Source organism: Halomonas sp. LBP4 (assembly GCF_003202205.1).
GTDB lineage: Bacteria > Pseudomonadota > Gammaproteobacteria > Pseudomonadales > Halomonadaceae > Halomonas > Halomonas flagellata.
Window position 1 is genome coordinate 717,711 of record NZ_PDOG01000001.1, and the last position, 15,063, is coordinate 732,773.

The window sequence follows — 15,063 nt, forward strand, 5'->3', positions numbered from 1 at the left end:
ATGTCGAAACCGCCCCTTGATCGCGCCGTCGCCAGCCGGGTGACGGAGCTCACCGTCCTGGTGCTGATCCTGGCCATGCTGGTGGTGGTGATCGTCGAGCTGCCGCGGGAGGTCTTCGATGCCGAATCGAAGAGCTTCTTCTTCGCCATCGGTGCCGTGGGCGCCTGGCGCTACTCCTGGTGGCTGGTCCAGGCCCTGCGTTCGGCGTGGTACAACCGCCGCCTCTTTCCGCGGCTGCGGGCCGAGGCCGATGCGGCCGCGGAGGTGTCGCGGCCGCCGGAGCTCTACGTGCTCTGCACCTCCTTCCGCATCGACCCGGAAGTGAACTTCCGGGTCTACGATGCCCTGGTGCGCGAGCTCGTCGACTATGGCGTGCCCACCACCCTCTTCGCCTCGATCTCGGACCGCACCGATGTCGATGTCATCACCCACGTCATGGACGACCACGGCTGGCCCGGCAACGTCGAGGTGCGCTACATGTTCCAGAAGGGGGACGGCAAGCGCTCGGCCATGGCCGAGGTGCTGCGGGCGATCTCGCGTCGGCTGCCGGCACCCGGGGCGCTGCTGGTCTCCATGGACGGCGACATCCGCCTGGAACCCGGTACCCTGGAGCGTTCGCTGTCCTTCTTCCAGGCCGACCCGGACCTGGGGGCCCTGACCACCAACAACAGCGCCATCGTCACCGGTGGCGACGCCACCCGCGAGTGGTACGACCTGCGCTATGCCCAGCGCCACCTGGTGATGAGTTCGCTGTCGGTCTCCAACCGCTTGCTGGTGCTCACCGGCCGCTACAGCGCCTTCCGCGCCGACCTGGCGGTGCAGCCGGACTTCATCGACCTGGTCGAGAACGACCAGGTCGAGCACTGGCGCTTCGGCCGCTTCAAGTTCCTCTCCGGCGACGACAAGTCGACCTGGTTCTGGCTGCTGAAGAACGGCTGGCGGATGCGCTACATCCCCGACGTCTACGTCTCGGGGTTCGAGGAGCTACCCGACCGGCGGCGCTTCTTCGCCTCGACCACCGACCTGATGCGGCGCTGGTACGGCAACATGCTGCGTACCAGCGACCGGGCCATCGCCCTGGGGCCCCGTCCCATGGGGATGTTCGCCTGGTGGAGCCTGGTCGACCAGCGGCTCTCCATGTGGACCACCCTGATCGGGCCGACGGTGGCGCTCCTGGTCACGCTCTTCGTGCGCCCCTCGTTCATCTTCGCCTACCTGCTGTGGATCCTCTTCACCCGTGGCATCGCCACCCTGATCCTGGCCTGGCAGCGCGGGCGCTACAGCCTGCTGTGGATTCCGCTGATCTACTACAACCAGGTGTGGGGCGCGATCCTCAAGACCTATGTCAGCTTCCGCTTCAACCGCCAGAAGTGGTCGCGCCAGGGGATCTCCGCCGGCGAGCCCGGCGACCCGGTGGCGGCGCGCCGCCAGCGCCACATGGGGCATCTGCTGCACGGCTTCGCCTACGGCGTGCTGCTGTTCGTGCTGATCCTCACCACCGGCGTCCTCGCCCCGCCCGACCGCATGTCGCTCTCGATCGCCAGGGACACGGGCGTCACGGGTTCCGAGACTCCCGAGAACGTCAACCGCTGGCTGTCGCAGGTCATCACCACCCTGCCCGACGGCGGCACCGTGCAGCTGCCTGCCGGCAGCTTCCGGGTGAACGAGGCCCTGCTCGATGCCCTGGAGAATGGCGAGACGATACGGGCCGAGCGCATCGACGGTGCCGACGGCACGCCGTCCACCACCCTGGCCCTCAGTCCGGCGGTGGCCGCCCATATCGAGGGGCCGGATGGCGAGGCAATCGAAGACACGGCGTCCTGCACGCCCGAGACGAACTGCGCCCTGACCCTGGAGCAACGGCGCCTGCCCCTCGTCAACGTACGCCTGAGGGTCGAGGCCGACCCCATCATGGAGGCCGTGGCGACGGCCGGCCCTTGAGCAAGGAGACAACAACGGATGGCTGACCATTATTCCGATCCCCGCGATCAGGACCGACACGAACCCACCCTGGGGGGCGCCCCCGACGACGACCGCTACCCGGCATGGGGCGGGGTTCCCCATGACCGTGCCCGCCAGGCGAACGGCGACCGGATCCAGCATGAACGCCGTGACGAGCGGCGTCATATTCGTGTCTCGCCGCCCTTCCGGGTCAGGCTGGATGACGGCACCACCCTGACCGGGGCCGACGTGTCGCTGGGCGGCTTCGCCCTCTACAGCGACCGCGCCTTCCAGCCCGGCGAGACGGTCTCGGCGTCGCTGCTGATGATGGCCGGCCCCACCGAGCTGATCATCCCGCTGCGCGCCGAGTGTCGCCGTGCCGTGCCCGAGCCGAACGGTCGCGGCTACAAGGCGGGGTTCGAGATCGTCGACATGGAGCCACCGCACCGGGAGCTGCTGCGCCAGGTGATCCGCAGTTGCCTGAGCGGACGCACCGCCAGTGTCGAGGCCCTGATGGCCGGCGAGGATCCCCAGACACCGCGCAAGCGCCAGGCCGGGGTCGCCAAGCCCTTGCCCTCGTCACGACCACCGCGCCCCATGCGCCGCTACGTGATCCTGTTCGGGGCCATCGGGGTGCTGGCGCTGGTGGCCGCCGCCACCGCCTATCGCAACTTCATGATGATCGAGCCGAGCTTCGCCGCGGTGACCGCGCCACGCATCGATATCCGCGCCCCCGGTCCCGGCATCCTGGCGGCCCATGACCTCCAGGCCGGCGACCGGGTCGAGCGTGACCAGTTGCTCACCAACGTCGAGAACAGCGACCTGGAGTCGGACCTGATCCTGGCCGATGCCGCCCAGCGCTACAACAACCGGCTGATCGAGAACCTCCAGGAGCACCTCGATGCCGGCGGCCAGGAGGTCAGCCTGGCCAACTCCGCCCAGCCGGCCAGTGGCGACACCCTCACCTTCGAGTCGGTCTCGCCGGAGATCGCCCGGGCCCGCATCGAGCAGTTCGAGACCGCCCGTGACTACGAGAGCTCACGCATCACCGCCCTGGAGGCGCGCAAGGCCAACAACGACATCTACAGTCCCTGCGACTGTCTGGTGGCCTGGGCACTGAGCAGCGCCGACGGCACCTACATCAACGAGAGCGAGCGGATCATGACGCTGATCCGTACCGGTGAGGACGACGTCCTGGTCGAGGCGCTGGTGCACATGAGCGACATCGATCGCATCGAACCCAACCAGCTGGCCTATATCGCCCTGCCCAATGCCACGGAACCGATCCGTGCCCGGGTACGCAACGTCGCCCTCGACGTGGAACGCCAGCCCCGTGCCGGCTTCCCCAGTTGGGTCCGCCAACAGCAGAACGTGGCCAGCGTGCTGCTGGTGCCCGAGCGCGACCTCCCGGCGGAGAGCGTCGGTCAGCCGGTGGACGTGCGCTTCACCGAGGCCCCGCTGCTGGGTGCCACCGCCGAATGGGTCTGGCAGGGAGCCCGCGCCGTGATCCAGCTGGGTGATCGCATCTATCGCGCCGCCATGGAGGAAGACGACGGCGACACCGGCTGAGGCGTCGCCACTCGATCAGACCCCGCGACGCCAGGCGTCGCGGGCGACCCTATCCAGCCAGGAGACACCATGACCTTGGACGCTGCACCATTCGCCCGCCCCCTCACCGGCCTGCCGCTGGCCTTGCTGCTGATGGCCGTCACGCCCTGGACGGCGCAGGCCGACGATATCGACGAGGCCTCGCTGGGGATTCCCGGGGTCGAGGCGTGCTCGGCGCGCTACACCGAAATCGATGCCCCGCGCCCCAGCGCGGCCGGCAACGGCCATGACGCCATCCGCGAGGGCTTCGACACACGACGCCACTGGGGCACCAAGCAGAACGTGGACCGCCTGGGAGCCGACCAGACCGGCCTCGGCGAACCCGGCCTGCGGGTCCACTATCCCGCGGACACTTCCTCGCCGGGTGACGGAGAGAAGGGCGGCGCCGGTTTCTACACCGAACCGGCGGCCCTGGCCGGCGCCGAACGCGCCTGCCTGACCTACCGGGTGCGCTTCGAGCCCGGCTTCGACTTCGTCAAGGGGGGCAAGCTGCCTGGCCTCTACGGCGGTGAGGCCCCCAGCGGCGGCGAGACCGCCGACGGCGAGAACGGCTTCTCCATGCGCCTGATGTGGCGCGAGCAGGGCCAGGGTGAGCTCTACGAGTATGTGGTCGACCAGACAGGCACCTCGGTGGGCCGAGGCACCTGGACCTTCCCCAGCGGCCAGTGGGTGACCATCGAGCAGGAGATCGTGCTCAACGACCCGGGGGAGAGCAATGGTCTGGCTCGGCTGTGGATCGACGGCCAACCGGTGCTCGAGCAACGCGACATCGTCTATCGCACCACGCCGGACCTGACCATCGACGGCCTGATGTTCTCGACCTTCTTCGGCGGCAGCGGGAACGAGTGGCGCACGCCTCGGGACCAGTACGCGGATTTCGCCGCCTTCCGGCTCTATGTGCCGACGACCTGACGTCACCCGGTCTCGCCATCGACGGTCCAGTGCCACCGTCCAGTTCCACCGTCCAGATCCAGCAGGGAGCGACCCCCACCATGCCCCATGTCCGACGCCGAGCCCTCCTGTCGCGCTGCCCGAGCCCCGCGATCCTGGCGCTGCTGTTCGCCGGGTTCGCTGGCGTGGCCAGTGCCGACGAGAACGAGCTTCTCAGCCGGGAGGAGCGGGAAGCCCTGGACCTCTCGGCATACCGGGTCAACGAACCGGACGCCGGCTACTTCGACGTCGCCGCCCGCATGGCCGAGCTCGAGCAGACCGACAACTCCATCCTGCTGCAGGAGCTCGATGAGCTCTCCCAGGGGCCGAGCTGCCAGCAATTGCTGGAGTACGAGCCCATCACCACCCGGGTGCGAATCCCGGGCTACTACCCCAATCCGGAGGAGTGGGAACTCGCCTCGGAGCCGCTGTTCCGCTTCGAGGACAACGTCTCGATGCTGGCAGGCTCCTTCGTCGCCAGTGGCGATCCCTACTATGCCGAGTGCCTGATCCGCTTCCTGGACCACTGGGCCGAGTCCGAGGCGCTCACCGACTTCCACTACGACTCCATGCAACCCCAGGCCTGGTTCGCCACCGAGTCGATGCTGTTCGCCGCCGGCATGGCCTACGCCGTGGTGCGCCCCTACGTCGAGGGCCTGGAAGAGGAGCGCGAGCGCCTGGAAGCCTGGCTCAACGAGCTCGCCCACCTCCACGCCGACATCCCCGGCGACGCCGAGAACAGCTGCTGCAACAACCACTTCTATCGGCGTGCCCTCTACGGCAGCGTGATCGGCGTGCTCACCGAGGACGACGAGCTGTTCCGCTTCGGGGTCAGCGCCATCTATTCCGCCCTGCACGACATGACCGACGACGGCGCCTTCCCGCTGGAGGTGAACCGTGGCCGACGCGCCACCCACTACCAGAACTATGCCCTGCTCTACCTGGTGACCAACATGCAGGTCATCTCCCGCCAGGGCTACGAGGAGATCTTCGACCTCGAGATCGAGGGCAAGACCCTCCGCGACGGCGTCGATTTCCTGTTCGAGATCCTCGAGGATCCGGCGGCGCTCGGCGACTATGCCCCCCTCGAGCAGTACACCGGTTTTCTCAAGGATCCCCAGTACTTCACCTGGATGGAGATCTACCAGACCCGCTACGACGACCCACGCATCGAGGATTTCGTGACCCGGGTGCGCCCCCTCTACAACCGCAGCGCCGGGGGCTACGCCACACTTTACTTCATGCCACCCGATGCCCAGACCCACGTCTTCCGGGACGAGGAACAGCGCCAGACCGAGGCCTTCCGCGGCCTGGGCCAGCAGTGACGCCCGCGGTCGTCCCCCCGCTCAACGAGGAACCCTCCATGAAGAAGACCGCCACTACCTTCCGCCCTTACGCCTCCTTGCGGCTCACAGCCTCGGCCGCCCTGCTGGCCTTGCTCGCCGGGTGCGTCGCCCCGGGACAGCCGAACGACAGCACCCGTGGCGTACCGGCCGGCTACACCGACTGGTTCGATGGCGGCCCCCAGGCCGACATCGAGGGAGATGACTGGAGCAGGATCGGCCGCATCCAGGAACTAGTCGAGGTCGGGCAGTACGACGAGGCCATCGAACGCCTCGAACCGCTGGTGGCCCGCCACCTTCCCCCCGCCTACTACGAGATGGCCAAGCTGTATGACGCCGGCGAAGGGGTCGAGCGGGATCCCGCCGAGGCCGCCAGGCTCTACGGCAAGGCGATCGAGTTGCCCTCGCCGGTTCTCGGCAACGCCTCGCTCAACCTCGCCAAACTCTACCGGGAAGGGGACGGCGTCGAACGCCACGACGTGCTGGCCTACTACCTGCTGGACCAGGCCGTGAACGAGGGCGTGGAGCGCGCCGAGCCGATGCTGGCGGCACTGCTCGCCGAGGGCGGCGAGGGGGTCGGAGCCGACCCCGAGCGGGCCCGGGAGCTCTATGCCCGCGCCGCCGAGCGGGGAGACGCCCAGGCCTTGCAGGCCCTGGCCGAGGCCCATGGCCCCGGCGGCTGGCTGCCGGAAGAACCGGAACGCGCCATGGATTATGCCCAACGCTACGCCGCCATGCTCGAGGAAGAGGCGGCTGCCGGCGATACCAACGCCATGCGACAGCTCGCCGGGCTTCACGCGCCGGACGGACTGCTCGGCGACCAGCCGGAGCGGCGCCGACAGTGGCTGGTGCGCGCCGCCGAGGCCGGGGATGAGGACGCCCTGGGCCAGGCCGGCAGAGCCATGATGGAGAGCGACCCTCAGCGCGGCAGGGAGCTGCTCGAGGAGGCGGCCAACCGTGGTGATGTGGACGCCATGACGCAGCTGGGCCGGCTGCTGCTCGACCCGGAAGTGGGACCGACCCAGCGAGTCGAGGCCGAGCGCTGGCTGACCCATGCCATCGAGGCCGGCTCGGTGGATGCCATGGTGGTCCTCGGGGCGGCACTGATCGATGAAGCCGGCGAACGGAGCAATCTCATGGGGCCGGACCGTCTGGATGGCGACACCGGCAACGACGCGACCGGTTCCCTTGCCGACACGGCGATGCGCCCCTCTCCCGACGTCAGGCGTGGCATCGAGCTGCTCGAACGGGGCGCCGAGCAGGATGACCCGCTGGCCCTGGCGTATCTCGGGGACATCTACCTCGGCGATGAGCTCGTACCGAGCCAGCCCTACCTGGCCATGGAGTACCTGGAACGTGGCCACGAACTGGGCCACCCCTGGGCCACCGAGCAGCTCGGTGCCGCCTATCTCGAGGGGCGGGGCGTGCCCGCCGACGGCCGTCGGGCCGAGGAACTGCTGAGGGAGGCCGCCGAACGAGGCCAGAGCGGCGCCCTGCGCCTGCTCGGCGAGGCCCATCTCGAGGGCGAGGTGGTGCCCTTCCACCCCAGCCGTGGCGAGGAGCTGCTCCAGGCGGCGGTGGAGGCCGGCGATGCCAGCGCCATGACCACGCTCGGCGAGGCCTACCTCGCCGGGCCGCTCGAGGAGCACCCCGGCCGCGGGCTGGAGCTGCTCGAGCAAGCGGCCCACCAGGGCGACGCCTATGCCATGGTGGTGCTGGGGCGCGCCTACCGTGAAGGCCAGGGGCTGCCGCAGGACCTCGACGCCGCCTCCCGCTGGCTGACCCGGGCCCGGGATGCCGGGCATGCCTCCGCCGACGAGGCCCTGACCCGGCTCAACCGGGATCGCGGTGCCCAGGGGGATATCCGCGCCCTGGTCGAGGCCGCCGAGGACGGTCACCCCGGCGCCATGGCCGACCTGGGGCGCGCCTTTCTCCACGGCGAAGGGGTCGAGCAGAACCGCGAGTATGCCCGGGCCTGGCTCGAGCGCGCCGCCAACGCCGGCCATGCCGGCGCCAGGGCCGACTTCGGCGAGATGCTGCTCGACAGCGACCCCCAGCGCGGCATGCAGCTGCTGCGGGGCGCGGCCGATGCCGGCCACCAGGGCGCCCGCCTCGCCCTGGGACGCGCTTACCTCACCGGCGAACACGGCGAGGTCGACGCCGAACAGGGCCTCGCCTACCTGCGTCCCGCCGCCGAGGCGGGCAATCCCCACGCCGCTCAGCTGCTCGGCCAGGCCTATCTGGAGGGCAAGGGTGTCGAGGCCGACCCGGACCAGGCCGAGGAGTGGCTGACCCGGGCGGTGGAGAGCGGCGATCTCTCCTCCCGCGCCAACCTGGGTCGCGTGCTGCTGCGCGGCGAAGACGGCATGCCGCAGGATGTCGACCGGGGCCTGACCCTGCTGCAGGAAGCCGCCGAGGCGGGCCATGCTGGCGCCCAGGCGACCCTGGGCCGCGAGTACCTGCGCGGCGAACTGCTCGAGCGCGATTCCCGTCGCGGGGCCGACTACCTGCTGCAGGCCGCCCACCAGGGCCACGCCAGCGCCCGGCTGGCCCTGGCCGAGGCCTACCTGTCGGCCCACGGCCTGGAGAACGCCAACCGCGAGCAGGCGCTGCTGTGGCTCGACGAGGTCATGGAGGGCGACAGCGACATCGCCCTGGAGACCCTCCACGACCTGCTCTCGGACGATATCGCCGCGGCCGAGTGACCCTGCCTCGCGGCACACGCCCACCGCAAACGCGCAAGGCCGGCACTGGATGCCGGCCTTGCGCTGAAGGGTGATCACGTCACGGGGCCAGGCCCCGGGGCGCGTTCAGCCCTCGAAGGGGTTGCGCAGCACGATCGTCTCGTTGCGGTCCGGGCCGGTGGAGATGATGTCGATGGACGTGCCCACCTTCTCCTCGAGGAAGCTGATGTAGGCGCGGGCGTTGGCCGGCAGGTCCTCGACGCGCTTGGCCCCCAGGGTCGACTCGCTCCACCCCGGCAGGTCCTCGTAGAGCGGCTCGAGGGCCTCGTAGCCTTCGGAGTCCACCGGGGTGTCGAGGACCTCGCCGTCCTTGCTGCGATAGCCGACGCAGACGCGGATGTTCTCCAGCCCGTCGAGCACATCGAGCTTGGTCAGGCAGATGCCGGAGACCGAGTTGATCTGCACCGCATGGCGCAGGGCCACGGCGTCGAACCAGCCGCAGCGACGCGGCCGTCCGGTGGTGGCGCCGAACTCGTGGCCACGCTCGGCCAGGTGACGGCCGTGCTCGTCGAACAGTTCCGTGGGGAAGGGGCCGGAGCCGACACGGGTGGTGTAGGCCTTGGTGATGCCCAGCACGTAGTCGAGGTAGAGCGGCCCGACGCCGGAGCCGGTGGCGGTACCGCCGGCGGTGGTGTTGGAGCTGGTGACGAAGGGATAGGTGCCGTGGTCGATGTCGAGCAGCGAGCCCTGGGCGCCCTCGAAGAGGATGTTCTCGCCGGCCCGTCGCAGGTCGTGGACCAGGCCCACGGTGTCGCACACCATGGGACGCAGCTCCTCGGCCATTTCCATCGCCTCGTCGAGCACCTGCTGGAAGTCCACCGGTGCCTCGCCGTGGTAGTTGACCAGCACGAAGTTGTGGTAGTCGAGCACCTCGCCGAGCTTGGAGGCGAAGCGCTCGCGGTGCAGCATGTCGCCCAGGCGCAGCCCGCGACGGGCCACCTTGTCCTCGTAGGCCGGACCGATGCCACGACCGGTGGTGCCGATCTTGGCCACGCCGCGGGCCTTCTCGCGGGCCTGGTCCAGGCGCACGTGGTACGGCAGGATCAGCGGGCAGGCCGGCGACAGGCGCAGGCGCTCGCGCACCGGCACGCCCTTGGCCTCCAGCTCGCGGATCTCCTTGATCAGCGCCTCCGGCGACAGCACCACCCCGTTGCCGATCACGCAGGTCTTGTCGGGCCGCAGGATGCCGGAGGGGATCAGGTGCAGGACGGTCTTCTCGCCGTCGATGACCAGGGTGTGACCGGCATTGTGCCCGCCCTGGAAGCGCACCACCGCGGAGGCGGATTCGGTGAGCAGGTCGACCACCTTGCCCTTGCCTTCGTCACCCCACTGGGTGCCCAGTACGACTACGTTCTTGCCCATTGTGCTCTCGTCTCTCGTTGCGGCGCCGCGCTGCCCGCGCCGCGCCCATGTCAGGCCCAGGGCCGTCCTCGATGACCGGCGTACCGGTCGGGCCCGCCGTTGTGAAACCTACAGGGAGCGCGGCTCCCAGCGGCCGTCGATCCGCTCCAGCCGCCGGTTGCAGCGGTGCTCCCCGGGGCCGGTGCGCTGGCCGGGCAGCGCCTGGACGACCCGTTCGCCCCGCTCGCGCAGGGCGGCGATGGCCTCCCGCAGCCCCTCGCCCTCGGCCGGGGCCCAGACGCCGTCATGGGCCGGCTCGCCGAGCGCCAGGGTGGCCAGCAGCTTGAGGTCCATGGAGCAGCCGGTGGCCGGCCGGGCGCGACCGAAGGCGCGGCCGGTATCGTCATAACGGCCGCCCTTGGCCAGGGCCTGGCCGTAGCCGGGCACGTAGGCGGCGAACATCATGCCGGTGTGGTACTGGTAGCCGCGCAGCTCGGCCAGGTCGAAGTAGGGCTCGACCTCGGGATGCTGGGCCTGGACCCCCTGGTGCAGGGCGCGCAGCTGGTCCAGCGCCGCCCCCACCGCCGCCGGCGCCTCGGCGAAGGCCTCGCGGGCCTCGTCGAGCACCTCGGGGCCGCCATGCAGGCGCCCCAGGGCCATGAACATCCCGGCCAGGGCCGGGTCGCGGACGGACTCGGCGACCCGGGCCGCCAGCTCGCCCGGCGACTTGAGCTCCAGCGCCTCGAACAGCGCCCGCTCCTGTTCGGTCGCCAGTTCGGCGGCCTGTACCAGGCTACGGTAGATGCCGATGTGGCCGAGCGCCAGGTGGATCTCGTCGGCACCGGCGGCGACCAGGCTGGCCAGCGCCAGGTGCAGGATCTCCACGTCGGCCTCGAGACCGGCATGGCCGAACAGCTCGACTCCGACCTGCACCGGACTGCGCCCCCCCTGGTGCTGGTCGGCCTTGGCCCGCAGCACGTTGGTGCAGTAGCACAGGCGCACCGGCCCCTGGCGCTGCATGGAGTGGGCATCCATGCGTGCCACCTGGGGGGTGACGTCGGCGCTGACCCCCATCATGCGGCCGGTCAGCTGGTCGGTGAGCTTGAAGGTCTGCAGGTCCAGGTCGGTACCGGTACCGGTCAGCAGCGAGTCGAGGAACTCCACCGGTGGCGGCATCACCTGGTCGTAGCCCCAGCGATGATAGAGATCGAGCAGCGCCCTGCGCAGCTCCTCCATGCGGCTCGCCTGGGGTGGCAGTACCTCGTCCATGCCGTCGGGCAGCAGCCAGCGGTCAGCGATGGTCATGTCTTTTCGTCCTGCAACACGATGAATGGCCAGGGAAACATGCTCCGGCGAGCGGCCACGTGCGGTGCTCGCGCGGAGGGGGACGGGGCCACAAAAAAACCGGGCCACGCCCGGTTGGAGGAGTCTACCACGTTTGCGCCCCGGTTGAACCCTGCCGGGCGGACTGCCGCCATCGTGTGATGGCGGCGGTCCGAGCACCGGGCGCGGGCCTAACCGGCCTCTCCCGGCGCCCTACTCCTCCGGCGGCAACAGCGCATCAGCCTTGAGCCCCCGGTTCGTCGGGCTCTTGAGGTAGCGGAAGAAGTCGCTGGAGGGGTCCAGCACCAGCATGTTGCCGTCTCCCGAGAAGCTGTTGCGATAGGCGTTCAGGCTGCGCCAGAAGGCGAAGAACTCCTCATCCTGGGAGTAGGCCTCGGAGAAGATCGCCGCGGCCTCGGCGTCCCCCTCACCGCGCAGGGTCTCGGAACGCTCCGTGGCCTGGGCCAGCAGCACCTGGCGCCGACGGTCGGCGTTGGCGCGGATGCGCTCGGCCTCCTCCTGGCCCTGGGCGCGCCACTCGCGGGCCTCCCGCTCACGCTCGGAGCGCATGCGATCATAGACCGCCGAGGAGACGTCCTCGGGCAGGTCGATACGCTTGACCCGGATGTCGACGATCGCCACGCCCAGTTCCTCGCGCATCAGGGCGTCGAGGTCGTTGGCCGGGCCGGTCATCAGGTCGTCCCGACGCTCGGCGATGATCTGCTGCAGGTCGAGGCGACCGAACTCGTTACGCAGGCTCTCGTCGACCCGCGGCTGGATCAGGCGCGTGGCCATCATCTCGTCGCCGGCGGTGGCCTCGTAGTAGCGGGTCGGGTTGACCACCTGCCACTTGACGTAGGAGTCGACGATCACCGCCTTCTGCTCCAGGGTCAGGTAGCGGCTGGGGTCGGTATCCAGAGTCAGCACCCGGGTGTCGAACTTGCGCACCGTCTGGGTGACCGGCACCTTGAAGTGCAGCCCCGGCTGGATGTTCTCCTCGACGACCTCACCGAAGCGCAGCTTCACCGCACGCTCGGTCTCGTCGACCACGTAGAGGCTGTTGCTGGCCAGCCAGGCGGCGGCCGCCAGGCCGCCGACGATGATCAGGGAACGATTGTTGATCATTTAGCGGCCCTCCCTGCGGATTCCACTGCTGTTGGTGCTCCCGGTCGATGATTGGCTGCCGCGCAGGCGCTCGAGCACTCTCGGATCGAGCTCGCCCTCCTCGCCGCGGCGCTCGGCATCGGCAGTCCGCTCGCCGCCGCCGTTGCCCATCTGGTCCAGCGGCAGGTACATCAGGGGGCTGTCGTCGGCCACGTCGACCAATACCTTCGGCGTGCTGCCGAAGATCTCGGCGATGGCGTCCAGGTAGAGACGCTCGCGCATGATGGCCGGCGAGTTCTGGTACTGGGCGAGCAGCGCCGTGAAACGGTTGGCCTGGCCGCGGGCCTCGGCCACCACCGACTCACGATAGCCCTGCCCCTGCTCGACCAGGCGCTGGGCCTGACCCTGGGCCTCGGGGATGATGGCGTTGGCGTAGGCCATGCCCTGGTTGATGGTCCGCTGGCGGTCCTCGCGGGCCCGGATCACGTCGTCGAAGGCATCGATCACCTGGGCGGGCGCCGAGGTGGACTCGATGTTGATGGTCTGCAACAGGATACCGGTGCCGTAGCTGTCCTGGTAGGACTGCAGGCGGCTGGCCACGGAACTGCCGAGGATCTCGCGCCCCGAGGTCAGGATATCGATCATGTCGGTGCCGCCGACCACGTGGCGCAGCGCGGAGTCCAGGGCGTTCTCGATGGAGAGCTGCGGGTTGCGCACGTTGAGCACGAAGTCACGGGGGTTGTTGACCTGGTACTGGGCCGAGATCTCGACCTCGACGATGTTCTCGTCGCGGGTCAGCATCGACTGGGTCTGGGTCAGCGAGCGCACCCGGGTCACGTTGACCATGCGCACGTCGTCGATCAGCGGCGGGTTCCAGTGCAGCCCGGGGTTGACCACTTCCTGAAACTTGCCGAAACGCAGCACTACGCCGCGCTCGGACTGGTCGACCAGATAGAAGCCGGTGGCCGCCCAGATCGCCAGAGCCACGATGATCAGCAGGCCCGGCAGGGTGAAGGCGTTGCGCGGCTTGCCTCCGCCCCCCTTGCCACCACTGCCGCCGCGCCTGCTGCCACGCCCCCCGAGCATGCTGTTGAGCTTGTCCTGAAACTTCTTCAGGGCCTCGTCGAGATCGGGGGGGCCCTGATTGCCACCGCGATTACCGCCCCCACCATTGCTGCCGCCACCGCGTCGGCCACCACCACTCCAGGGGTCGTGCTGGTTGCCACCACCAGGCTCATTCCAGGCCATACGTCCTCTCCCACTATGCGTTGCTTCCCGCCACCAGAGCGGCTCCGTGGCGGGCATCGGTTGCGATCCTGTGTGCGCCGTTCGAGCGACGCCTGTCGACCTTGTCGTTATCGTGCGGGTCCCCGTCATGGCCGTGACAGGGGCACGGTTCGTCGTTGGTTCAACCCTCCCAGACGGGCCGCTCCTGCAACTCCCTTGGCAGGTAATCGTCGGGGCGCTCGCCGAGGCGCGCCATCAACTGCAGGAAGTCGCGCCGCGGCAGCCGCACTTCGAGCAGGATATGCCCCCGATCGTCGAAGGCCTCCTCGCGCACCGCCCCCAGCTCGTGCAGGCCGGCACGCAACCGGCCCTGCTCGGGCGTCAGGGTCAGCTGCACGTCGATCACATCCTCGGCCAGGCACTCGGAAAGCGCCTGGCCCAGCAGCTCCAGGCCACGCCCCTCGCGGGCCGAGAGCCAGACCACCTCGGGGCACCCCTCGCCGTCGCGTTCGATGCGCGGGGCACTGTCGAGCAGGTCGATCTTGTTCATCACCTTGAGCATCGGCACGTCCAGGGCGCCGATCTCGTCGAGCACCGTCTCGACCTGGGTCACGTTGAGGTCACGATCGGGATCGGCGGCATCGATCACGTGCACCAGCAGGGACGCCTCGGCGGCCTCCTGCAGGGTGGCACGGAACGCCTCGACCAGCTTGTGTGGCAGATGCCGGATGAAACCCACGGTATCGGCCAGCACCACCGGCCCCACGTCCACGACCTCGAGACGACGCAGGGTCGGATCGAGGGTAGCGAAGAGCTGGTCGGCCGCATAGACCTCCGCCTCGGTGAGGGCGTTGAACAGCGTTGACTTGCCGGCGTTGGTGTAGCCGACCAGCGAGACGCTGGGAATCTCGGCCCGGGACCGCGCACGGCGATTCTGGCTGCGCTGGCTGCGCACCCTGTCGAGCCGCTTGTGGATCGACTTGATGCGCGCACGCAGCAGGCGACGGTCGGTCTCGAGCTGGGTCTCCCCCGGACCGCGCAGGCCGATACCGCCCTTCTGGCGCTCCAGGTGGGTCCAGCCCCGCACCAGGCGCGTCGACATGTACTCGAGCTGGGCCAGCTCCACCTGCAGCTTGCCCTCATGGGTCCGGGCCCGCTGGGCGAAGATGTCGAGGATCAGCCCGGTACGGTCGAGCACGCGACACTTGAGCTCACGCTCGAGGTTGCGCTCCTGGGAGGGGCTCAGGGCATGGTTGAAGATCACCAGCTCGGCGTCGTGGACGACCATCGCCTCGCGCAGCTCCTCCACCTTGCCCGATCCCACGAAGGTTCGCGAATCGGGCCGGTGTCGGCTGCCGGTGAGTAGCGTGGCCGGCTCCGCGCCGGCGGAGCGCACCAGCTCGAGGAACTCGCCAGGGTCCTCGCGCTCCTGTTCGTCCTGGAAATCCACATGGACGAGTACCGCCGTTTCACCGGCGTCGGGACGTTCAAAAAACAATCAA

The 15,063-nt window shown here is 69.3% G+C and carries 10 protein-coding genes; 5 read left to right on the forward strand and 5 right to left on the reverse strand.

Annotated features, from left to right (window positions below; all coding sequences use genetic code 11):
• From CR157_RS03380 to CR157_RS03400, 5 genes are all read left to right on the forward strand, one after another.
• Nucleotides 1–1,941, forward strand: coding sequence for a glycosyltransferase (locus tag CR157_RS03380; protein ID WP_110282113.1), 1,941 nt, complete (start codon nucleotides 1–3; stop codon nucleotides 1,939–1,941).
• Between the two features lie 18 nt (nucleotides 1,942–1,959).
• A complete protein-coding gene (locus CR157_RS03385) occupies nucleotides 1,960–3,510 on the forward strand; it encodes a PilZ domain-containing protein (protein ID WP_110282114.1) in 1,551 nt (516 codons plus the stop codon).
• Nucleotides 3,511–3,579: 69 nt separating this feature from the next.
• Complete coding sequence (locus tag CR157_RS03390) at nucleotides 3,580–4,461, forward strand: polysaccharide lyase (RefSeq protein WP_110282115.1); 882 nt, start codon at nucleotides 3,580–3,582, stop codon at nucleotides 4,459–4,461.
• Nucleotides 4,462–4,541: 80 nt separating this feature from the next.
• Nucleotides 4,542–5,804: an alginate lyase family protein gene (locus tag CR157_RS03395; protein WP_110282116.1), complete on the forward strand. Its 1,263-nt coding sequence runs from the start codon at nucleotides 4,542–4,544 to the stop codon at nucleotides 5,802–5,804.
• 38 nt (nucleotides 5,805–5,842) lie between these two features.
• Nucleotides 5,843–8,527 (forward strand): tetratricopeptide repeat protein, encoded by a 2,685-nt coding sequence (locus CR157_RS03400; protein WP_110282117.1) that lies wholly within the window; start codon nucleotides 5,843–5,845, stop codon nucleotides 8,525–8,527.
• 105 nt (nucleotides 8,528–8,632) lie between these two features.
• Here the strand turns inward: CR157_RS03400 and CR157_RS03405 are convergent, their stop codons facing one another.
• The 5 genes from CR157_RS03405 to hflX form a co-directional block, all read right to left on the reverse strand.
• Entirely contained in the window at nucleotides 8,633–9,928 is a 1,296-nt protein-coding gene (locus CR157_RS03405) for an adenylosuccinate synthase (protein WP_110282118.1), read from the reverse strand.
• Nucleotides 9,929–10,036: 108 nt separating this feature from the next.
• Complete coding sequence (locus CR157_RS03410) at nucleotides 10,037–11,212, reverse strand: ATP phosphoribosyltransferase regulatory subunit (RefSeq protein WP_110282119.1); 1,176 nt, start codon at nucleotides 11,210–11,212, stop codon at nucleotides 10,037–10,039.
• 231 nt (nucleotides 11,213–11,443) lie between these two features.
• Complete coding sequence (hflC, locus tag CR157_RS03415; protein ID WP_110282120.1) at nucleotides 11,444–12,355, reverse strand: protease modulator HflC; 912 nt, start codon at nucleotides 12,353–12,355, stop codon at nucleotides 11,444–11,446.
• Nucleotides 12,356–13,582, reverse strand: coding sequence for an FtsH protease activity modulator HflK (gene hflK / locus CR157_RS03420; protein WP_110282121.1), 1,227 nt, complete (start codon nucleotides 13,580–13,582; stop codon nucleotides 12,356–12,358).
• A 160-nt stretch (nucleotides 13,583–13,742) separates the two neighbouring features.
• On the reverse strand, nucleotides 13,743–15,059 hold the full coding sequence (gene hflX, locus CR157_RS03425) for a ribosome rescue GTPase HflX (RefSeq protein WP_110282122.1): 1,317 nt from the start codon (nucleotides 15,057–15,059) through the stop codon (nucleotides 13,743–13,745).
• Nucleotides 15,060–15,063: the final 4 nt, after the last annotated feature.

Bases quoted from the DNA above. Each gene is read 5' to 3' on its own strand.
- CR157_RS03410 (WP_110282119.1), bottom strand. From the start codon at position 11,212: ATGACCATCGCTGACCGCTGGCTGCTGCCCGACGGCATGGACGAGGTA.
- CR157_RS03380 (WP_110282113.1), top strand. From the start codon at position 1: ATGTCGAAACCGCCCCTTGATCGCGCCGTCGCCAGCCGGGTGACGGAG.
- CR157_RS03405 (WP_110282118.1), bottom strand. From the start codon at position 9,928: ATGGGCAAGAACGTAGTCGTACTGGGCACCCAGTGGGGTGACGAAGGC.
- hflK (WP_110282121.1), bottom strand. From the start codon at position 13,582: ATGGCCTGGAATGAGCCTGGTGGTGGCAACCAGCACGACCCCTGGAGT.
- CR157_RS03390 (WP_110282115.1), top strand. From the start codon at position 3,580: ATGACCTTGGACGCTGCACCATTCGCCCGCCCCCTCACCGGCCTGCCG.
- CR157_RS03395 (WP_110282116.1), top strand. From the start codon at position 4,542: ATGCCCCATGTCCGACGCCGAGCCCTCCTGTCGCGCTGCCCGAGCCCC.
- hflC (WP_110282120.1), bottom strand. From the start codon at position 12,355: ATGATCAACAATCGTTCCCTGATCATCGTCGGCGGCCTGGCGGCCGCC.
- CR157_RS03400 (WP_110282117.1), top strand. From the start codon at position 5,843: ATGAAGAAGACCGCCACTACCTTCCGCCCTTACGCCTCCTTGCGGCTC.
- CR157_RS03385 (WP_110282114.1), top strand. From the start codon at position 1,960: ATGGCTGACCATTATTCCGATCCCCGCGATCAGGACCGACACGAACCC.